The organism is Streptococcus equinus, from assembly GCF_049393805.1.
In the GTDB taxonomy this organism is placed as follows: domain Bacteria; phylum Bacillota; class Bacilli; order Lactobacillales; family Streptococcaceae; genus Streptococcus; species Streptococcus equinus.
The window spans coordinates 1,026,892-1,045,000 of the sequence record NZ_CP185763.1 but is presented as its reverse complement, the minus strand read 5'-3'; the positions used below and the strand labels follow the sequence as shown (position 1 = coordinate 1,045,000).

The 18,109-nt window shown below is 40.4% G+C and carries 29 protein-coding genes, 1 tRNA gene and 2 rRNA genes (1 of these 32 cut by a window edge); all 32 read right to left on the bottom strand.

The annotated features are described in order from the left end of the window. Positions 1-488 (bottom strand): 23S ribosomal RNA (locus tag ACN0NP_RS05225) (it extends 2,412 nt beyond the left edge of the window). A 146-nt stretch (positions 489-634) separates the two neighbouring features. Continuing rightward, a tRNA-Ala gene (locus tag ACN0NP_RS05220) sits at positions 635-707 on the bottom strand. Between the two features lie 54 nt (positions 708-761). Further along, positions 762-2,309 (bottom strand): 16S ribosomal RNA (locus ACN0NP_RS05215). The 16S and 23S rRNA genes sit together here with 1 tRNA gene alongside, the layout of an rRNA operon. Positions 2,310-3,497: 1,188 nt before the next feature. Then, on the bottom strand, positions 3,498-3,884 hold the full coding sequence (gene rplQ / locus ACN0NP_RS05210; RefSeq protein ID WP_003067190.1) for a 50S ribosomal protein L17: 387 nt from the start codon (positions 3,882-3,884) through the stop codon (positions 3,498-3,500). 14 nt (positions 3,885-3,898) lie between these two features. Next, positions 3,899-4,837 carry a DNA-directed RNA polymerase subunit alpha gene (locus ACN0NP_RS05205; RefSeq protein ID WP_021141417.1) on the bottom strand — a complete coding sequence of 313 codons (939 nt, stop codon included), beginning with the start codon at positions 4,835-4,837 and terminating at the stop codon, positions 3,899-3,901. A gap of 48 nt (positions 4,838-4,885) precedes the next feature. Continuing rightward, the gene (gene rpsK, locus ACN0NP_RS05200; protein WP_003062885.1) at positions 4,886-5,269 is read right to left on the bottom strand and encodes a 30S ribosomal protein S11; all 384 of its coding nucleotides are present in this window, start codon (positions 5,267-5,269) and stop codon (positions 4,886-4,888) included. Positions 5,270-5,286: 17 nt separating this feature from the next. Further along, positions 5,287-5,652 carry a 30S ribosomal protein S13 gene (rpsM, locus tag ACN0NP_RS05195; protein WP_003067196.1) on the bottom strand — a complete coding sequence of 122 codons (366 nt, stop codon included), beginning with the start codon at positions 5,650-5,652 and terminating at the stop codon, positions 5,287-5,289. Between the two features lie 17 nt (positions 5,653-5,669). Continuing rightward, positions 5,670-5,786: a 50S ribosomal protein L36 gene (gene rpmJ, locus ACN0NP_RS05190; protein ID WP_002959355.1), complete on the bottom strand. Its 117-nt coding sequence runs from the start codon at positions 5,784-5,786 to the stop codon at positions 5,670-5,672. A 25-nt stretch (positions 5,787-5,811) separates the two neighbouring features. Beyond that, a complete protein-coding gene (gene infA, locus ACN0NP_RS05185; RefSeq protein ID WP_001040189.1) occupies positions 5,812-6,030 on the bottom strand; it encodes a translation initiation factor IF-1 in 219 nt (72 codons plus the stop codon). Between the two features lie 117 nt (positions 6,031-6,147). After that, the gene (locus ACN0NP_RS05180; protein ID WP_021141415.1) at positions 6,148-6,804 is read right to left on the bottom strand and encodes an adenylate kinase; all 657 of its coding nucleotides are present in this window, start codon (positions 6,802-6,804) and stop codon (positions 6,148-6,150) included. A gap of 96 nt (positions 6,805-6,900) precedes the next feature. Continuing rightward, positions 6,901-8,205 carry a preprotein translocase subunit SecY gene (gene secY, locus ACN0NP_RS05175; RefSeq protein ID WP_003067201.1) on the bottom strand — a complete coding sequence of 435 codons (1,305 nt, stop codon included), beginning with the start codon at positions 8,203-8,205 and terminating at the stop codon, positions 6,901-6,903. Positions 8,206-8,221: 16 nt separating this feature from the next. Further along, positions 8,222-8,662, bottom strand: coding sequence for a 50S ribosomal protein L15 (rplO, locus tag ACN0NP_RS05170; RefSeq protein WP_003067203.1), 441 nt, complete (start codon positions 8,660-8,662; stop codon positions 8,222-8,224). 140 nt (positions 8,663-8,802) lie between these two features. Next, a complete protein-coding gene (rpmD, locus tag ACN0NP_RS05165; protein WP_006531331.1) occupies positions 8,803-8,985 on the bottom strand; it encodes a 50S ribosomal protein L30 in 183 nt (60 codons plus the stop codon). A gap of 14 nt (positions 8,986-8,999) precedes the next feature. After that, positions 9,000-9,494, bottom strand: coding sequence for a 30S ribosomal protein S5 (gene rpsE, locus ACN0NP_RS05160; RefSeq protein ID WP_003067208.1), 495 nt, complete (start codon positions 9,492-9,494; stop codon positions 9,000-9,002). A gap of 18 nt (positions 9,495-9,512) precedes the next feature. Then, positions 9,513-9,869: a 50S ribosomal protein L18 gene (gene rplR, locus ACN0NP_RS05155; protein ID WP_003001342.1), complete on the bottom strand. Its 357-nt coding sequence runs from the start codon at positions 9,867-9,869 to the stop codon at positions 9,513-9,515. A gap of 106 nt (positions 9,870-9,975) precedes the next feature. Next, complete coding sequence (gene rplF / locus ACN0NP_RS05150; RefSeq protein ID WP_024344768.1) at positions 9,976-10,512, bottom strand: 50S ribosomal protein L6; 537 nt, start codon at positions 10,510-10,512, stop codon at positions 9,976-9,978. A gap of 146 nt (positions 10,513-10,658) precedes the next feature. Next, positions 10,659-11,057, bottom strand: a complete 399-nt coding sequence (rpsH, locus tag ACN0NP_RS05145) for a 30S ribosomal protein S8 (RefSeq protein WP_006531328.1) — start codon at positions 11,055-11,057, stop codon at positions 10,659-10,661. A 163-nt stretch (positions 11,058-11,220) separates the two neighbouring features. After that, positions 11,221-11,406, bottom strand: coding sequence for a type Z 30S ribosomal protein S14 (locus tag ACN0NP_RS05140; RefSeq protein ID WP_003062863.1), 186 nt, complete (start codon positions 11,404-11,406; stop codon positions 11,221-11,223). 17 nt (positions 11,407-11,423) lie between these two features. After that, on the bottom strand, positions 11,424-11,966 hold the full coding sequence (gene rplE, locus ACN0NP_RS05135; protein ID WP_021141409.1) for a 50S ribosomal protein L5: 543 nt from the start codon (positions 11,964-11,966) through the stop codon (positions 11,424-11,426). A gap of 28 nt (positions 11,967-11,994) precedes the next feature. After that, on the bottom strand, positions 11,995-12,300 hold the full coding sequence (gene rplX, locus ACN0NP_RS05130) for a 50S ribosomal protein L24 (RefSeq protein ID WP_003067218.1): 306 nt from the start codon (positions 12,298-12,300) through the stop codon (positions 11,995-11,997). 75 nt (positions 12,301-12,375) lie between these two features. Continuing rightward, on the bottom strand, positions 12,376-12,744 hold the full coding sequence (gene rplN / locus ACN0NP_RS05125) for a 50S ribosomal protein L14 (protein WP_020916217.1): 369 nt from the start codon (positions 12,742-12,744) through the stop codon (positions 12,376-12,378). 24 nt (positions 12,745-12,768) lie between these two features. After that, positions 12,769-13,029, bottom strand: coding sequence for a 30S ribosomal protein S17 (gene rpsQ / locus ACN0NP_RS05120; protein ID WP_002887061.1), 261 nt, complete (start codon positions 13,027-13,029; stop codon positions 12,769-12,771). Positions 13,030-13,056: 27 nt separating this feature from the next. After that, the gene (gene rpmC / locus ACN0NP_RS05115; RefSeq protein WP_003062854.1) at positions 13,057-13,263 is read right to left on the bottom strand and encodes a 50S ribosomal protein L29; all 207 of its coding nucleotides are present in this window, start codon (positions 13,261-13,263) and stop codon (positions 13,057-13,059) included. A gap of 9 nt (positions 13,264-13,272) precedes the next feature. After that, complete coding sequence (gene rplP / locus ACN0NP_RS05110; protein WP_003029477.1) at positions 13,273-13,686, bottom strand: 50S ribosomal protein L16; 414 nt, start codon at positions 13,684-13,686, stop codon at positions 13,273-13,275. A gap of 3 nt (positions 13,687-13,689) precedes the next feature. Continuing rightward, entirely contained in the window at positions 13,690-14,343 is a 654-nt protein-coding gene (rpsC, locus tag ACN0NP_RS05105) for a 30S ribosomal protein S3 (RefSeq protein WP_021141408.1), read from the bottom strand. A gap of 12 nt (positions 14,344-14,355) precedes the next feature. Continuing rightward, the gene (gene rplV / locus ACN0NP_RS05100; protein ID WP_003062848.1) at positions 14,356-14,700 is read right to left on the bottom strand and encodes a 50S ribosomal protein L22; all 345 of its coding nucleotides are present in this window, start codon (positions 14,698-14,700) and stop codon (positions 14,356-14,358) included. A 15-nt stretch (positions 14,701-14,715) separates the two neighbouring features. After that, on the bottom strand, positions 14,716-14,991 hold the full coding sequence (gene rpsS, locus ACN0NP_RS05095; RefSeq protein WP_020916215.1) for a 30S ribosomal protein S19: 276 nt from the start codon (positions 14,989-14,991) through the stop codon (positions 14,716-14,718). 102 nt (positions 14,992-15,093) lie between these two features. Beyond that, the gene (rplB, locus tag ACN0NP_RS05090; protein WP_021141407.1) at positions 15,094-15,927 is read right to left on the bottom strand and encodes a 50S ribosomal protein L2; all 834 of its coding nucleotides are present in this window, start codon (positions 15,925-15,927) and stop codon (positions 15,094-15,096) included. Positions 15,928-15,944: 17 nt separating this feature from the next. Further along, positions 15,945-16,241, bottom strand: a complete 297-nt coding sequence (locus ACN0NP_RS05085; RefSeq protein ID WP_003062842.1) for a 50S ribosomal protein L23 — start codon at positions 16,239-16,241, stop codon at positions 15,945-15,947. Continuing rightward, entirely contained in the window at positions 16,241-16,864 is a 624-nt protein-coding gene (rplD, locus tag ACN0NP_RS05080) for a 50S ribosomal protein L4 (RefSeq protein WP_003067225.1), read from the bottom strand. Before rplD ends, ACN0NP_RS05085 begins: the two co-directional genes overlap by 1 nt. A gap of 23 nt (positions 16,865-16,887) precedes the next feature. Further along, on the bottom strand, positions 16,888-17,514 hold the full coding sequence (gene rplC / locus ACN0NP_RS05075; protein WP_003067226.1) for a 50S ribosomal protein L3: 627 nt from the start codon (positions 17,512-17,514) through the stop codon (positions 16,888-16,890). A gap of 109 nt (positions 17,515-17,623) precedes the next feature. Beyond that, the gene (gene rpsJ, locus ACN0NP_RS05070; RefSeq protein ID WP_003067229.1) at positions 17,624-17,932 is read right to left on the bottom strand and encodes a 30S ribosomal protein S10; all 309 of its coding nucleotides are present in this window, start codon (positions 17,930-17,932) and stop codon (positions 17,624-17,626) included. Positions 17,933-18,109: the final 177 nt, after the last annotated feature.

Here is an 18,109-nt window from a genome sequence, read left to right as displayed (position 1 = left end):
GTTCACTATCGGTCACTAGAGAGTATTTAGGGTTAGGAGATGGTCCTCCCAGATTCCGACGAGATTTCTCGTGTCTCGCCGTACTCAGGATACTGCTAGGGTTAAAGACTATTTCGAATACGAGGCTGTTACTCTCTTTGGCTTACCTTCCCAGGTAATTCTTCTATAATCTTGTCGTCCCACAACGCAGTCCTACAACCCCGATGTGTAAACACATCGGTTTGCCCTCTTACCTTTTCGCTCGCCGCTACTAAGGCAATCGCGTTTGCTTTCTCTTCCTGCAGCTACTTAGATGTTTCAGTTCACTGCGTCTTCCTCTACATTACCTTAACAGTAATGAGTGACATGCATTACATGCCGGGTTCCCCCATTCGGACATCTCTGGATCAATGTTTACTTACAACTCCCCAAAGCATTTCGTCGTTAGTCACGTCCTTCATCGGCTTCTAGTGCCAAGGCATCCACCGTGCGCCCTTATTAACTTAACCTTATTTTGGTCTGTTGACCTTAAACTCATTAAATCACAGCGTTTCGGTTTATTTCTTGTTACTATCTACAATTCAATTTCTTGAATCGTGGAATTTGATATAGATATTCAATTTTCAATGGACAATCTTTGAATCTTTCGATTCAATGGAGCCTAGCGGGATCGAACCGCTGACCTCCTGCGTGCAAAGCAGGCGCTCTCCCAGCTGAGCTAAGGCCCCACAAGACCTCTCAAAACTAAACAATACTCCAAACGTGCTTCCGTTTATCCTTAGAAAGGAGGTGATCCAGCCGCACCTTCCGATACGGCTACCTTGTTACGACTTCACCCCAATCATCTATCCCACCTTAGGCGGCTGGCTCCAAAAGGTTACCTCACCGACTTCGGGTGTTACAAACTCTCGTGGTGTGACGGGCGGTGTGTACAAGGCCCGGGAACGTATTCACCGCGGCGTGCTGATCCGCGATTACTAGCGATTCCGACTTCATGTAGGCGAGTTGCAGCCTACAATCCGAACTGAGATTGGCTTTAAGAGATTTGCTTGCCGTCACCGACTCGCGACTCGTTGTACCAACCATTGTAGCACGTGTGTAGCCCAGGTCATAAGGGGCATGATGATTTGACGTCATCCCCACCTTCCTCCGGTTTATTACCGGCAGTCTCGCTAGAGTGCCCAACTTAATGATGGCAACTAACAATAGGGGTTGCGCTCGTTGCGGGACTTAACCCAACATCTCACGACACGAGCTGACGACAACCATGCACCACCTGTCACCGATGTTCCGAAGAAACTTCCTATCTCTAGGAATAGCATCGGGATGTCAAGACCTGGTAAGGTTCTTCGCGTTGCTTCGAATTAAACCACATGCTCCACCGCTTGTGCGGGCCCCCGTCAATTCCTTTGAGTTTCAACCTTGCGGTCGTACTCCCCAGGCGGAGTGCTTAATGCGTTAGCTGCGGCACTAAGCCCCGGAAAGGGCCTAACACCTAGCACTCATCGTTTACGGCGTGGACTACCAGGGTATCTAATCCTGTTTGCTCCCCACGCTTTCGAGCCTCAGCGTCAGTTACAGACCAGAGAGCCGCTTTCGCCACCGGTGTTCCTCCATATATCTACGCATTTCACCGCTACACATGGAATTCCACTCTCCCCTTCTGCACTCAAGTCTAACAGTTTCCAAAGCGAACAATGGTTAAGCCACTGCCTTTAACTTCAGACTTATTAAACCGCCTGCGCTCGCTTTACGCCCAATAAATCCGGACAACGCTCGGGACCTACGTATTACCGCGGCTGCTGGCACGTAGTTAGCCGTCCCTTTCTGGTAAGTTACCGTCACTGTGTGAACTTTCCACTCTCACACACGTTCTTCTCTTACAACAGAGCTTTACGATCCGAAAACCTTCTTCACTCACGCGGCGTTGCTCGGTCAGGGTTGCCCCCATTGCCGAAGATTCCCTACTGCTGCCTCCCGTAGGAGTCTGGGCCGTGTCTCAGTCCCAGTGTGGCCGATCACCCTCTCAGGTCGGCTATGTATCGTCGCCTTGGTGAGCCGTTACCTCACCAACTAGCTAATACAACGCAGGTCCATCTACTAGTGAAGCAATTGCTCCTTTCAAGCATCTAACATGTGTTAAATGCTGTTATGCGGTATTAGCTATCGTTTCCAATAGTTATCCCCCGCTAGTAGGCAGGTTACCTACGCGTTACTCACCCGTTCGCAACTCTTCCAACTTTAGCAAGCTAAAGTCTTCAGCGTTCTACTTGCATGTATTAGGCACGCCGCCAGCGTTCGTCCTGAGCCAGGATCAAACTCTCATTTAATCTTGTTCTCATTCTGTCACTGACAGATTTATCGTTTTTTGACAGGTTACTTCCGTAACCCGCACGTTTGGTTCGTATTGTTCAGTTTTCAAAGGTCTTTGTCTCACTCGAGACAACTTCTATATTCTATCAAATTTAACTCTCGTTGTCAACAACTTTTTCAAAGTTTTTTCAAACAAGTTTCAAATCTGATTGCCATCGTTCTCTCTCAAACAACAGCTATATTAGTTTAACATTTCTAACAGGCTTTGTCAAGAACTTTTTTCAAAGTTTTTTTCAACCTCTTAGAAACTCTTGCCGTCTCATGCGACAGCTATATTAGTATACTAAACTTAACTTACACTGTCAACACTTTTTTGAAAAGTTTTTTTCAATTTTTTGTAATATTTTAGTAAAAGAAGTTAAAAATGCTGTAAAATGGGGATGTTTACACACCTTAGAGAAGGTTTTGGAACAAAATTGCCTTATGTATTTCCAAAAAAACACAATGATTTTATATTTTTAAGGCTGTCTAATTCTTGATAAACTACACAATTGGTCTTATTTTGTGTAGAAAAATATTAATTTAGACTAACATTGACTCCCCAAAAAACGATCCGCTTCTGTACATAGGCATTTTTGGGGCAATCTGCTACCTGTTAGCTTCTGTGCAACAATCTAACATAATTGTCCTTAGGAAGCAAAATAGAGCCTTCTGAGCCTCTTATTTGACTCCTTAAAGTGAATTTAGCATCTTTCTCTTAAAAATCTGCTAAAAAGCGATAAAAAAGAGTATTACAGCTGCTCTCAATATATATTTGAATTGAGAATAAGAATCCAATATGGTTAATTTTTACAACAAAATAATATAAGCACGCTATAACTTTTATCACTACTACATAAATCAAGCTATAAAATATCCAATACTGAAATTGTAAAGAATTAAGTAACCTAATATCTCAATTTCAGAGATGAATAATCAAAAGTTATAGGAGGTTCCCCGGGAAAAATCATTTTTGCCATAAAATGCAATAGAAAAACGCCTGCTTACGAAGTGTTTCTAATCTAGAGACATTTCGTAAACAAGCGTTACTTATCTATCACCAATATGATGAGTGTTCCCGCTAGGAAAAAATCCTAGCGGTAGACCAGAGCTAGACTAAGAACCAAAGGTTCCATCATCATAACACTCAACAAAATTGATAAAAATTAAACTAATTCAATGATTGCCATTGGGGCAGCATCACCACGGCGAGGTTCAGTTTTAAGAATACGAGTGTATCCACCGTTGCGTTCTGCATAGCGAGGTGCGATTTCATCGAAAAGTTTTTGAAGAGCTGTTTGTGAAGAGTATTTTTCAGTAGCTTCATCAAAGTTTTCAGATGCAATTTCATTACGTACGAAAGCAGCAGCTTGACGACGTGCATGAAGGTCACCACGTTTACCTAAAGTAATCATTTTTTCAACTGTTTTACGGATTTCTTTAGCACGAGCTTCAGTTGTTACAATAGATTCGTTAATCAATAGATCTGTTGTCAAATCACGAAGCATTGCTTTACGTTGTGAGCTAGTGCGTCCTAGTTTACGGTAAGCCATTTTATCCTCCTATATTATTTATCGTTTTTGAGTCCGAGTCCAAGATCAGCAAGTTTAACTTTGACTTCTTCAAGGCTCTTACGACCAAGGTTACGGACTTTCATCATTTCAGGCTCAGTTTTTTCTGTCAAATCGAATACAGTGTTAATGCCTGCACGTTTAAGACAGTTATATGAGCGGACTGACAAATCAAGTTCTTCGATAGTACGGTCAAGCACTTTTTCATCGTTAACTTTTTCTGCTTCTTTCATTACATCAGTGTTTTTAGCAACTTCTGTAAGGTCAGTAAATAGATTCAAGTGTTCGATCAAAACGCGTGCAGATAGACCTAAAGCATCTTCAGGAATGATTGTGCCATTTGTCATGATTTCGATTGTCAATTTATCAAAGCCGTCATTGCTACCTACACGAGCAGGTTCAACTTGATAATTAACTTTCTTCACTGGTGTGTAGATAGAATCTACAGCCAATGTTCCCACTGGAGCATCTTCTTTTTTATTACCTTCTGCTGGAACGTAACCACGTTTTTTAGCAACAGTCATTGTAGCTTTCAAGCTATGTCCTTCAGCAATAGTAAAGAGATAGTGGTCAGGGTTGACAATTTCAACATCGCTATCTGTCAAAATATCTCCTGCAGTTACTTCTGCTGGACCTTCAACATCAAGTTCGATAATTTTTTCATCATCAACATAAGATTTTACTGCAAGTCCTTTAATGTTAAGGATGATTTGCATAACATCTTCGCGTACACCTGGAATAGTGTCAAATTCGTGGAGTACTCCATCAATTTTAATTGATGTTACTGCCGCACCTGGGAGTGAAGACAAGAGTACACGACGAAGAGAATTACCTAGAGTTGTACCATAACCACGTTCAAGTGGTTCGATAACAAATCTGCCGTAATCTTTATTTTCATCAATTTTTGTTATTATTGGTTTTTCAAACTCAATCATTTATTATACTCCCTCGAAACGAATCTTGTGTACTATTAACAATTATGATTACACACGACGACGTTTTGGAGGACGAGCACCATTGTGTGGCACAGGAGTAACGTCACGGATTGAAGTCACTTCAAGACCAGCAGCAGCAAGAGCACGAATAGCAGACTCACGACCTGAACCAGGACCTTTTACAGTAACTTCAACAGTTTTAAGACCATGTTCTTGTGCAGATTTAGCAGCAGCTTCAGCAGCCATTTGTGCAGCGAATGGAGTAGATTTACGAGAACCTTTGAATCCAAGAGCACCAGCTGATGACCAAGCAATTGCATTACCGTGCACATCTGTAATCATAACAATAGTGTTATTGAATGTAGCGTGAATATGAGCAACACCAGATTCGATGTTCTTTTTCACACGACGTTTACGTGTTGGTTTAGCCAATTTTTTTACCTCCTATTTTATTTTTTCTTACCAGCAATCGCAACAGCTTTACCTTTACGAGTGCGAGCGTTATTTTTAGTGTTTTGACCACGGACAGGAAGTCCACGACGGTGACGGATACCACGGTATGAACCAATTTCCATCAAGCGTTTGATGTTCATGTTCACTTCACGACGAAGGTCACCTTCAACTTTGATTGCATCAACTTCACGACGGATAGCATCTTCTTGATCTGATGTCAAATCTTTAACACGGATGTCTTCAGAAACACCAGCAGCTGCTAAGATTTTCTTAGAAGTTGCAAGACCGATACCATATACATAAGTAAGTGAAATTACTACACGTTTTTCATTTGGAATATCAACTCCAGCAATACGAGCCATTTTTTCTCCTTTCTATATTATCCTTGACGTTGTTTGTGTTTTGGATTTGATGGACAAATTACCATAACACGACCGTTACGACGAATAACTTTACAGTATTCGCAAATTGGTTTGACTGATGGTCTTACCTTCATTTTTTAATCCCTCCAATTATTTCGATTATTTAAAGCGGTATGTGATACGTCCACGTGTTAAATCGTAAGGACTCATTTCAACAGTAACACGGTCACCTACCAAAATACGAATGTAGTTTTTACGGATTTTTCCTGATACAGTTGCCAAGATTTGGTGTCCATTTTCTAATTCAACAGTAAACATAGCGTTAGGCATCGTCTCAACAACTTTACCTTCAATTTCAATCACATCTTCTTTTGCCACGCAAAAGTACCCCCTAAATTTCGATTTGATGTCCTCTGAGTGCAGAGGTAACAATTATAAGCCAGACTAGCCTATTATATCACGACTCTTCTACTTGTGCAAGTAGAAACTCTTAAATTATTTTAATGATGAGATTGCTTTTGCAATGTCAGCAAATACATCATCAATGTCTTGGTTACCTTGAACATCAAAAACAATACCAGCTTTACGATAGTGTTCGATGATTGGTGCACCTTGAGCAATGTTAACATCTAGACGACGTTTTACAGTTTCAGGTTTGTCATCTTCACGTTGATAGAATTCGTGTCCTTCACATGCATCACAAGTTCCTTCAACTTTTGTTGGATTGAATACTTTGTGATAAGTTGCTCCACAAGAACGGCAGATGAAACGACCTGATAAACGTTCAATCAAGCTTTCTGGATTAACGTCGATGTTGATAACACCGTCTAATTTAAGATCCAAGTTTTTAAGTGTTTCGTCCAAAGCGTGTGCTTGTTCAATAGTACGTGGGTAACCATCAAGCAAGAAACCTTTTTCAGCGATATCAGCTTGTGCCAAACGTTCTTTAACGATACCGTTAGTTACTTCATCTGGTACAAGTTCACCTTTATCGATGAATGATTTAGCAAGAACACCCATTTCAGTTTTGTTTGCCATTGCAGCACGGAACATGTCTCCAGTTGAAATGTGAGCTACACCAAATTTTTCAACGATTTTCGCAGCTTGAGTTCCTTTACCAGCACCTGGTAAACCCATGATTAAAAGATTCATGATACTCTCCTTATTTTATTTTTAAATAAATTTAACACCGAAGTGCTAAACTTATTCAAAAACAAAATAGAAAGGTTGACTAGGTCAACCTATATTCTATTCTGCTGTATTCATGAAACCAACATACTGTCTCTTCAAGAGATAACCTTCAAGTTGTTTCATTCCTTCAATGCCTGTTGAAATCAAGATTAGAAGACTTGTTCCTCCAAGAGCAATACTACTAGATAGATTCATTGCTTGTTGAGCAATAATTGGTGTTAATGAAATAAACGCCAAGAAAATTGATCCGACAGTAGCTAATTTCTTCAATAATGAAGACAAATATTCTTCTGTTTCGCGTCCAGGTCGAACACTAGGAATATATGACGCACCCTTTTGCAAGTTTTCTGCAGTTTTTTCAGGATTAACTTGTACAAAAGTATAGAAGAATGAAAATAAAATAATTAGTACTGCGTAAATTACCATTCCGATCGGTGTTTGGTAATTCAAGAATGATTCTAGAGTTGTAAGCCAAGGAATATCATGTCCATTTGAAATCAACGGAATAATCGTACTTGGAATCGTTGTAATCGAACTGGCAAAGATAACGGGAATGACGCCAGCCGGATTAATTTTTAAAGGAAGATAAGAACTTGTTGGTGCTCCTTGAACAAGTTTTGTATATTGGATTGGAATTTTATATTCTGCTTGTTGGACAAAGGTTGTAAAGAAAACAATTGCCAATACAGCTACAATCAACAAAGCTACAAAGATGTATGAAGATACTAAATCACTTGAACGAACATTTACAAAGAAATCTTCATAGATTGTTGAAATCGCATTTGGAATTGATGAAATGATACCAGCAAAGATAATCATTGAGACACCATTTCCGAAACCTTTATCGGTGATTTGTTCCCCAAGCCAAGTCACAATCATACTACCTGTTGTGAGCAAAGCTCCAATCAGGATATATGTTTTAACATTTGGTGTTGAAACAAGTGAAATGCTTGATAAAGTATTAAAGCCTGCTGTAATCCCAATTGATTGGATAAATGCAAGAACTAGTGAAATATAGCGAGTCGCTTGGTTTAACTTGCGACGACCAACCTCACCTTGTTTGCTCCATTCAACAAACTTAGGCAAAATATCCATCTGTAATAGTTGAACAATGATAGATGCTGTGATGTACGGGCTAACACCCATTGAGAATACAGAGAAGTTACTCATAGCATTACCAGAAACAAGATTCAACATATTAAGAAAGGGAAGTTCACCTAGTTGGTCAAGACTTTTGGCATTAATACCAGGTACGGTAATATGCGTACCAACTCGGAAAACAAAGATGATAAAAAGCGTAAAGAAAATTTTATTTCTTACATTTTTTACCTTTAGTGCATCTTTAAGTAATTTAAAGAACATACCGAGTCCTCCTCAATTAGATGACTTCGATTGAACCACCTTTTGCAGTGATAGCTGCTTCAGCAGATTTTGAGAATTTAGCTGCTTTAACAGTCAATTTTTTAGTCAATTCGCCGTTACCAAGAACTTTAACGCCTGATTTTTCAGCACGGATGATTCCAGCTTCTTTAAGAACAACTGGAGTTACTTCTGTACCATCTTCGAAAACGTTAAGTTGGTCAAGGTTTACAAGAGCGTATTCTTTAGCGTTGATGTTCAAGAAACCACGTTTTGGCATACGACGGAACAATGGAGTTTGTCCACCTTCAAAACCAAGACGTACTTTACCACCGCTACGAGCTTTTTGACCTTTTTGACCGCGTCCTGCAGTTTTACCGTTACCAGATGAAGTACCACGACCTACACGGTTACGGACTTTACGAGAACCTTCAGCAGGTTTAAGTTCATGAAGTTTCATTATTAATTTCTCCTTATTTGTAAAATGCTAGCGCCTCTATGAGGGGAAAGGACTCCCCATAGAAACTCGCCTATACTATATCTAGTTTAAGTCGCAAGAGTTTCCCCCGCGACTTAAACCTAAAATTTATTTAATGTTAATTATTTAACATCTTCAACAGTTACCAAGTGTGAAACTGAAGTAACCATTCCACGGATAGCTGGAGTGTCTTCTTTGACAACTGAGCTATGTAATTTACCAAGTCCAAGAGCAGCAACTGTTTTACGTTGTGCAGGAATGCGTCCGATTGGAGACTTAGTCAAAGTGATTTTAATTTGAGCCATTATTATCCCCTTTCTTAAGCTAAGTCAGAAACTGAAATACCGCGAAGAGCAGCAACTTCTTCTGCACGTTTAAGTTGTTTCAAACCTTCAACAGTTGCGCGAACAATGTTGATTGGAGTGTTTGAGCCAAGTGATTTAGATGTAACATCTGCAACACCAGCCAATTCGATGACGGCACGAACAGCACCACCAGCGGCAACCCCAGCACCTTCTACAGCAGGTTTCAACAATACTTTAGCTCCACCGAATTCTGAACGAACTTCGTGAGGAATTGTTGTACCAACCATAGGTACTTCGATCAAGTTTTTCTTAGCGTCTTCAACAGCTTTACGAATAGCTTCTGGTACTTCTTGAGCTTTACCAGTACCGAAACCTACACGACCATTACGGTCACCAACAACTACAAGAGCAGCAAAGCGAAGACGACGTCCACCTTTAACAACTTTTGTAACACGGTTGATCGCAACAACGCGTTCTTCAAGTTCAACTGCATTATCTTTAAATGCCATTATTTAGTGTCCTCCCTATTAGAATTTCAATCCGTTTTCACGAGCTGAGTCAGCCAAAGCTTTAACACGTCCGTGATAGAGATATCCACCGCGGTCAAACACCACTTCAGAAATACCTTTAGCTACTGCGCGTTCAGCAACAAGTTTACCGACAACAACGGCTTGTTCTGTTTTAGTTCCTTTAGAAACTTCTTTATCAAGAGTTGATGCACTTGCGAGCGTTACACCCGCTACGTCATCAATAACTTGAGCGTAGATGCCTGTATTAGAACGGAAAACGTTCAAACGTGGGCGATCAGCAGTTCCAGAGAGTTTACCGCGAACGCGACGGTGGCGTTTTTGGCGGATTTTGTTTTTATCTGGTTTCGAAATCACAATTTTCACCTCTTAATTAATTGATTAATGTCAAAACGACATTGTTGTATAAATGTTAGCATATGAGTTCTGCGAGAATAACTCTCGCAAAATCTCCCATAAGCTATTATTTACCTGTTTTACCTTCTTTACGACGTACGTATTCACCAACGTAACGGATACCTTTACCTTTGTAAGGTTCTGGAGCACGAAGGCTACGGATGTAAGCAGCTGTTTGACCAACAACTTCTTTGCTGATACCGTTAACGATGATTGAAGTTGCAGATGGTACTTCAAATGAAATTCCTTCTGGAGCTTCTACTTCGTCTTGGTGAGATTTACCTACAGAAAGTACAAGTTTTGAACCTTGAAGTTGAGCACGGTAACCAACCCCGCGCATTTCAAGTTCTTTTTTGAAACCTTCAGAAACGCCAAGTACCATGTTGTTCAAGTTAGCACGAGCTGTACCATGGATTGTTTTCATTTCTTTTGAGTCGTTTGGACGGTGAAGTGAAACTTCAGTGCCTTCAACTTTGATTTCAATGTTTTTATCAAACTCACGAGTGAGTTCGCCTTTAGGTCCTTTAACAGTTACTACATTGTTGTTGTTAGTAACTTCAACACCAGCAGGCAAGTTGATAACTTTATTACCAATACGTGACATAGTTTTTATTTTCTCCTGTTAGATTGTCAAGCCGCATATGCGACGAGTTTTCACGGGGCAACTATTCATACAGATTAACTGTACTGATAGTCCATTAATTTTAGTAAGAAACTTCTCTCAATGAAAATTGAAATAAGTTTTTAATCTTACCAAACGTAAGCAATAACTTCTCCACCAACGTTCTTTTGACGAGCTTCTTTGTCAGTCAAAAGACCTTCTGATGTAGAAATGATTGCAATTCCAAGTCCGTTAAGAACTTTAGGAACATCTTCACGTTTTGCGTAAACACGAAGACCTGGTTTAGAGATACGTTTCAAGTTAGTGATAACACGTTCACCGTTTTGTCCGTATTTAAGGAATACGCGGATGATACCTTGTTTGTCATCTTCGATAACTTCAACGTTTTTCACGAAACCTTCGCGTTTAAGGATTTCAGCAATACCTTTTTTAATGTTTGATGCAGGTACTTCAAGCACTTCGTGTTTTGCTTGGTTAGCGTTACGAATGCGTGTCAAAAAGTCTGCAATTGGGTCAGTCATAACCATTTATATATTCTCCTCTTACTAGTAGTTTGAATAGTTCACTTGCTAGTTAATGTGCCTTACGGCTTGTTTTCAAGAATAACTCTTGAACCCATCATGAACTTTGCCAAACAGAAGATAAATTCTTCTATATGGCTTGTTCAGTCAGGAATATTATATCATCGACTTACCAAGAAGCTTTGGTAACGCCTGGGATTTGTCCTTTGTAAGCTAACTCACGGAAGCAAACACGGCAAAGTTTGAATTTGCGGTAAACTGAGTGTGGACGGCCACAACGTTCGCAACGAGTGTAAGCTTGCGTAGAGAATTTCGCAGGGCGATGATTCTTAGCAATCATAGATTTTTTAGCCAATTGATTTACCTCCTAAATTATTTTGCAAAAGGCATTCCAAGGCCTTTAAGCAATTCACGACCTTCTTCGTCAGTGTTAGCAGTAGTTACGATAACGATATCAAGACCACGTACTTTATCAACATCATCAAAGTTGATTTCTGGGAAGATCAATTGTTCTTTCACACCAAGTGTGTAGTTACCACGTCCATCAAATGATTTTGTTGGAACACCGTGGAAGTCACGAACACGTGGAAGTGAAACAGTTACCAATTTATCTAAGAATTCGTACATACGTTCACCACGAAGGGTAACTTTTGCACCGATCGCTACACCTTCACGAAGACGGAAGCCAGCGATTGATTTCTTAGCTTTAGTAATCAATGGTTTTTGACCTGAGATAAGTGCCAATTCAGCAGCAGCTTTTTCAAGGTTTTTAGCATTATTTACAGCATCACCAACACCCATGTTAAGAACGATTTTCTCAACTTTTGGGACAGCCATAACTGAAGTGTAGTTGAATTTTTCAGTCAAAGCAGGAACTACTTCGTTAGTGTATTTTTCTTTTAAACGATTTACCATTACTTATACTTTCTCCTTTCCTTCGTGATTAATCAAGCACTTCGCCTGATTTTTTGTTGTAACGAACTTTTTTGCCGTCTACAACTTTGTAACCAACACGTCCTGCAACACCATTTTTGTCAAGAACTTGAACGTTAGACACATGGATTGGTGCTTCTTTTTCCACGATAGCACCTTGAGGGTTTACGTTGTTTGGTTTTTGATGTTTTTTAACAATAGCAACACCTTCAACGACAACTTTGTTGACTTTAGGAAGGGCTTTAAGAACTACAGCTTCAACGCCTTTGTCCTTACCAGCAATAACGCGAACTTTATCGCCTTTTTTTACAAACATTTGGTTTTTCTCCTATTATTTCTTACGCCCTAATGGGCACCCTGCAAAAAGCAGGGGACTTAGTTTGTGTTCTTATTAAAGTACTTCTGGTGCAAGTGATACGATCTTCATGAAGCCACCTTCACGCAATTCACGTGCAACAGGGCCGAAGATACGAGTTCCGCGAGGAGTTTTATCGTCACGGATGATTACTGCAGCGTTGTCGTCAAATTTGATGTATGAACCGTCTGGACGGCGAGCACCTGTTTTAGTACGAACTACAACAGCTTTTACGACATCACCTTTTTTAACAGCTCCACCAGGAGTAGCTTGTTTTACAGAAGCAACGATTACGTCACCGATGTTAGCGAATTTACGTCCTGAACCACCAAGAACTTTGATAGTCAAGATTTCACGAGCACCGCTATTATCAGCAACTTTCAAGCGAGTTTCTTGTTGAATCATTTCAATTTTCTCCTTTTAGTTTGATTAGATAATAACAGCTTTTTCCACAACTTCTACAAGACGGAAACGTTTTGTAGCTGAAAGTGGACGAGTTTCCATGATACGAACGATATCGCCTTCTTTAGCAACGTTGTTTTCATCATGTGCTTTGTATTTTTTAGAATAGTTGATACGTTTACCATAGACTGGGTGGTTACGTTTAGTTTCAACTACAACAGTGATTGTTTTATCCATTTTGTCAGATACTACGCGTCCAACAAGGGTTTTACGTTGATTACGTTCCATTATTAGAATTTCTCCTTTCCCAATCTATTATTTCTTTTCAGATTGCACTGTTTTAACACGTGCAATTTGTTTTTTAACTTCGTTCAAACGAGCAGTTTGATCAAGTTGACCTGCTGCAGCTTGGAAACGAAGATCGAAAAGTTCTTTCTTAAGTTCGTTTTCTTTCTTAGCAAGTTCTTCTTGAGAAAGACCACGAAGCTCTTTAACAAAATCTTTAATTTCTTGAAGTTTCATGATTTCTCCTTATTCTGCTTCACGTTTCACGAATTTAGTCTTAACTGGCAATTTGTGGCTAGCAAGACGAAGAGCTTCACGTGCAACTTCTTCAGGTACACCAGCAATTTCGAACATAACTTTACCACGTTTAACTGGTGCTACCCAACCTTCAGGTGCCCCTTTACCAGAACCCATACGTACACCGATAGCTTTAGCAGTGTATGATTTGTGTGGGAAGATTTTAATCCAAACTTTACCACCACGTTTCATGTAACGAGTCATAGCGATACGGGCAGCTTCGATTTGGCGGTTTGTGATCCAGTGGCTAGTAGTAGCTTGAAGACCGTATTCACCGAATGCGACTTCTTTACCACCTTTAGCTTCACCGCGCATTTTTCCACGGAATTCGCGACGGTGTTTAACACGTTTAGGTACTAACATTTGTTATTTGCCTCCTTTAGTGTTTTTACGAGCTGGAAGAACTTCACCACGGTAGATCCAAACTTTAACACCTAGTTTACCGTAAGTAGTGTCAGCTTCTTCCCAAGCGTAGTCGATATCTGCACGAAGTGTGTGAAGTGGAACAGTTCCTTCTGAGTAACCTTCTGCACGAGCGATATCAGCACCGTTCAAACGACCAGATACTTGAGTTTTGATACCTTTAGCACCTGCACGCATTGTACGTTGGATAGCTTGTTTTTGAGCACGACGGAAAGCAACACGTTGTTCAAGTTGACGTGCGATGTTTTCACCAACAAGGTGAGCGTCCAAATCAGGTTGTTTGATTTCAACGATGTTGATGTGAACTTGTTTTCCAGTCAATTTGTTAAGTTTAACGCGAAGAGCGTCTACGTTTGCTCCACCTTTACCGATAACCATACCTGGTTTAGCAGTGTGAAGTGAAACAATTACTTTATTTACAGCACGTTCGATTTCAATACGTGAAACTGAAGCGTCTGCCAATTCTGTTTGGATGAATTTGCGGATTGCAAGATCTTCATGAAGGTAATCCGCGTATTCTTTTTCAGCATACCATTTCGCATCCCAATCACGGATGATTCCGACACGCATACCAATTGGATGTACTTTTTGACCCACGATTTTACCTCCTTATTTTTCTGACACAACTACTGTTACGTGAGTTGTGCGTTTGTTGATTGGTGAAGCTGAACCTTTAGCACGTGGACGGAAACGTTTCATAGTTGGTCCTTCGTTTGCGAAAGTTTCAGATACTACCAAGTTAGCTTTTTCCAAACCAAAGTTGTTTTCTGCGTTAGCGATAGCAGAGTTAAGAACTTTTTCAACTACACGAGCTGCTTTGTTTGGAGTGAATTTCAAGATTGCGATTGCGTCAGCAACGTTCTTACCACGGATAAGATCAAGTACAAGACGTGTTTTACGAGGTGAAACACGGACTGTACGAGCCATTGCTTTAGCTGAAGTAATTTCTGCCATTGTGTCCTCCTCTTATTAACGTGTTTTCTTATCGTCAGCAGCGTGACCTTTGTAAGTACGAGTTGGTGCGAATTCACCAAGTTTGTGACCTACCATGTCTTCTTGAATGTAAACTGGTACGTGTTTACGTCCATCATAAACTGCGATTGTGTATCCGATGAAACTTGGGAAAATCGTTGAACGACGTGACCAAGTTTTAATTACTTTTTTCTTTTCGTCGTTTGCTTGAGCTTCAACTTTTTTCATCAAATGCTCATCGACGAAAGGTCCTTTTTTAAGACTACGTCCCATTTTGTAGTTTTCTCCTTTAAATTATAGTACCACAGCGGCCTGTGTGCATAAAATGCACACTACCGAGCTGGCGGATGATTAATTAGCTAAGCGACTAGCTTATTATTTGTCGTTACGACGACGAATAATAAGTTTGTCAGATTGAGCTTTTTTGTTACGAGTTTTAAGACCAAGCGCAGGTTTACCCCAAGGAGTAGATGGCGCTTTACGTCCAACTGGTGCTTTACCTTCACCACCACCGTGTGGGTGATCATTAGGGTTCATTACAGAACCACGAACTGTAGGACGGATACCCATCCAACGGCTGCGACCAGCTTTACCAAGGTTAACAAGAACTTGTTGTTCGTTACCTACAGTACCGATTGTAGCACGGCAAGTACCAAGAATCATACGAACTTCGCCTGATTGAAGACGAACAAGTACATATTTACCTTCTTGACCAAGAACTTGTGCAGATGCACCAGCGGCACGGATCAATTCAGCACCTTTACCTGGTTGAAGTTCGATGTTGTGAATAACTGTACCAACAGGGATGTTAGCAAGTGGAAGTGCGTTACCAACTTTGATATCTGCATCTGGACCTGAAACGATACGTTGACCAACTTCAAGACCTTTAGGTGCAAGGATGTAAGCTTTCACACCATCAGTGTAGTGTACAAGAGCGATGTTAGCTGTACGGTTTGGATCGTACTCGATAGTTTTAACAACTGCTTCAACGCCATCTTTGTTACGTTTGAAGTCAATCAAACGGTAGTGACGTTTGTGTCCGCCACCTTGGTGACGTACAGTGATGCGACCGTTGTTGTTACGACCAGCTTTGTTTTTAAGTGAAACAAGCAATGATTTCTCAGGAGTGCTTGTAGTGATTTCAGCAAAATCCAAAGAAGTCATATTACGACGACCATTTGTCGTTGGTTTATAAGCTTTAATACCCACGTTATTTCCTCCTTAGATTATTCAGCTTCAGCTGCAAACAACTCGATTGCTTTAGAATCAGCTGTAAGAGTGATGATAGCTTTTTTAGTTTTTGAAGTGAAACCAGTGTAACGACCAACACGTTTAGCTTTTGGTTTAACAGTTACAGTGTTCACGTTTGCAACTTTAACTCCATCAAAAGCAGCTTCAACAGCTTGTTTGATCAAAAGTTTGTGCGCACGAGAGTCAACTTCAAATGTATATTTACCTGCTTCGAGGTCGTACATTGATTTTTCAGTGATAACTGGTTTTTTGATTACGTCGTACAAATTCATTATGCAAGAACCTCCTCGATTGTAGAGATTGCTTCTTTAGTAACAAGAAGTTTGTCGCTGTTTACGATATCAAGAACACTTGCAGTTGTTGCAGTTGCAACTTTAACGTTTGGAAGGTTACGTGCAGAAAGAGCTGCAAATTCATTACCTTCTTCAAGGATTACAAGTACTTTTGAGTCAACGTTAAGAGCTGAAAGTACGTTTGCGAATTCAGCAGTTTTTGGAGCTGCAAATGAAAGGCTTTCTACAGCTACAAATTTTTCTTCAGCAACTTTAGCTGAGTAAACTGATTTCAATGCAAGGCGACGAACTTTTTGTGGAAGTTTGTATCCGTATGAACGTGGAGTTGGTCCGAAGACTACACCACCACCACGCCATTGTGGTGAGCGGATAGAACCTTGACGAGCGCGTCCAGTTCCTTTTTGACGCCATGGTTTACGACCACCACCAGATACTGCAGAGCGGTTTTTAACTGCGTGAGTACCTTGGCGAAGGCTAGCGCGTTGGCTGATAACAACATCAAACACTACTGATTCGTTTGGTTCGATACCGAAGATAGCGTCGTTCAATTCAACTGAGCTAACTTCTTTACCAGTTTGGTCAAATAGTTTTACGTTTGCCATTTTAACTGTTTTCTCCTTTCTTATTATTTAGCAGCCTTAACTGCTGATTTGATAGTGATAAGAGATTTCTTAGCACCTGGTACGTTACCTTTGATAAGGATAACGTTTTTCTCTGGGATAACTTGGACAACTTCAAGGTTTTGGATTGTCACACGGTTACCACCCATACGTCCTGCCAAGTGTTTGTTTTTGAAAACACGGTTAGGCGCAACAGGTCCCATAGAACCTGGACGACGGTGATAACGAGAACCGTGAGCCATTGGTCCACGAGCTTGACCATGGCGTTTGATAACACCTTGGAAACCTTTACCTTTAGATGTACCAGTTACATCAACAACATCTCCAGCTTCGAATGTATCAACTGTGATTTCTTGACCAACTTCTAAGCCTTCAATGTTTTTGAATTCACGAATGAAGCGCTTAGGAGCTGTGTTAGCTTTCGCTACATGGCCTTTGGCAGGTTTGTTGCTCAATACTTCACGTTTGTCGTCAAAACCAACTTGAACAGCTTCATAACCGTCTGTTTCAACAGTTTTCACTTGAAGCACAACGTTTGGAGTTGCTTCGATGACAGTAACAGGGATGAATTCACCAGATTCAGTGAAGATTTGAGTCATTCCCACTTTTTTCCCTAAGATTCCTTTTGTCATGAGAAAATATTTCCTTTACTTTATTTATTTAAAAAGTTTTTAATGAGCGTTTTTTATGCTCAAAAAAGTTTTTAACGAGCGTTTTTTGTGCTCAAGAATCAAATCCTTATTAAAGTTTGATTTCTACGTTAACACCACTTGGAAGATCCAATTTCATCAAAGCATCAACAGTTTTTTGTGTTGGGTTGACGATATCGATCAAGCGTTTGTGAGTACGCATTTCAAATTGTTCGCGAGAATCTTTGTATTTGTGAGTCGCACGAATAATTGTGTACAAGCTACGTTCAGTTGGAAGTGGAACTGGTCCAGCTACTGAAGCACCTGTACGTGTTGCAGTTTCAACAATTTTTTCTGCCGCTGTATCAAGTGTACGATGTTCGTATGCTTTCAAACGGATACGGATTTTTTTGTTTGCCATCTTTTTCTCCTTTTCGTCTATTTAAGATAATAGGCTAGCTCCTCAAGAAAACCAACACGCCTTTTGCGTGGCAATGCAACCGAGCGTGTCGCAACCTCTTGTATCATAGCTAAAGTCACTGTATCAACAGCACTTGTCTATAATATCAGATTTAACAGTGCATTGCAAGGATTTTGC

Excerpts from the sequence above, each read along its gene's own strand:
- rplQ (WP_003067190.1), bottom strand. The coding sequence starts at position 3,884 with ATGGCTTACCGTAAACTAGGACGCACTAGCTCACAACGTAAAGCAATG.
- ACN0NP_RS05205 (WP_021141417.1), bottom strand. The coding sequence starts at position 4,837 with ATGATTGAGTTTGAAAAACCAATAATAACAAAAATTGATGAAAATAAA.
- rpsM (WP_003067196.1), bottom strand. The coding sequence starts at position 5,652 with ATGGCTCGTATTGCTGGAGTTGATATTCCAAATGAAAAACGTGTAGTA.
- rpmJ (WP_002959355.1), bottom strand. The coding sequence starts at position 5,786 with ATGAAGGTAAGACCATCAGTCAAACCAATTTGCGAATACTGTAAAGTT.
- ACN0NP_RS05180 (WP_021141415.1), bottom strand. The coding sequence starts at position 6,804 with ATGAATCTTTTAATCATGGGTTTACCAGGTGCTGGTAAAGGAACTCAA.
- secY (WP_003067201.1), bottom strand. The coding sequence starts at position 8,205 with ATGTTCTTTAAATTACTTAAAGATGCACTAAAGGTAAAAAATGTAAGA.
- rplO (WP_003067203.1), bottom strand. The coding sequence starts at position 8,662 with ATGAAACTTCATGAACTTAAACCTGCTGAAGGTTCTCGTAAAGTCCGT.
- rpmD (WP_006531331.1), bottom strand. The coding sequence starts at position 8,985 with ATGGCTCAAATTAAAATCACTTTGACTAAGTCTCCAATCGGACGCATT.
- rpsE (WP_003067208.1), bottom strand. The coding sequence starts at position 9,494 with ATGGCATTTAAAGATAATGCAGTTGAACTTGAAGAACGCGTTGTTGCG.
- rplF (WP_024344768.1), bottom strand. The coding sequence starts at position 10,512 with ATGTCACGTATTGGTAATAAAGTTATCAACTTGCCTGCTGGTGTTGAA.
- rpsH (WP_006531328.1), bottom strand. The coding sequence starts at position 11,057 with ATGGTTATGACTGACCCAATTGCAGACTTTTTGACACGCATTCGTAAC.
- rplE (WP_021141409.1), bottom strand. The coding sequence starts at position 11,966 with ATGGTAAATCGTTTAAAAGAAAAATACACTAACGAAGTAGTTCCTGCT.
- rplX (WP_003067218.1), bottom strand. The coding sequence starts at position 12,300 with ATGTTTGTAAAAAAAGGCGATAAAGTTCGCGTTATTGCTGGTAAGGAC.
- rplN (WP_020916217.1), bottom strand. The coding sequence starts at position 12,744 with ATGATTCAACAAGAAACTCGCTTGAAAGTTGCTGATAATAGCGGTGCT.
- rpsQ (WP_002887061.1), bottom strand. The coding sequence starts at position 13,029 with ATGGAACGTAATCAACGTAAAACCCTTGTTGGACGCGTAGTATCTGAC.
- rpmC (WP_003062854.1), bottom strand. The coding sequence starts at position 13,263 with ATGAAACTTCAAGAAATTAAAGATTTTGTTAAAGAGCTTCGTGGTCTT.
- rplP (WP_003029477.1), bottom strand. The coding sequence starts at position 13,686 with ATGTTAGTACCTAAACGTGTTAAACACCGTCGCGAATTCCGTGGAAAA.
- rplV (WP_003062848.1), bottom strand. The coding sequence starts at position 14,700 with ATGGCAGAAATTACTTCAGCTAAAGCAATGGCTCGTACAGTCCGTGTT.
- rpsS (WP_020916215.1), bottom strand. The coding sequence starts at position 14,991 with ATGGGACGTAGTCTTAAAAAAGGACCTTTCGTCGATGAGCATTTGATG.
- ACN0NP_RS05085 (WP_003062842.1), bottom strand. The coding sequence starts at position 16,241 with ATGAATTTGTACGACGTAATCAAAAAACCAGTTATCACTGAAAAATCA.
- rplD (WP_003067225.1), bottom strand. The coding sequence starts at position 16,864 with ATGGCAAACGTAAAACTATTTGACCAAACTGGTAAAGAAGTTAGCTCA.
- rplC (WP_003067226.1), bottom strand. The coding sequence starts at position 17,514 with ATGACAAAAGGAATCTTAGGGAAAAAAGTGGGAATGACTCAAATCTTC.
- rpsJ (WP_003067229.1), bottom strand. The coding sequence starts at position 17,932 with ATGGCAAACAAAAAAATCCGTATCCGTTTGAAAGCATACGAACATCGT.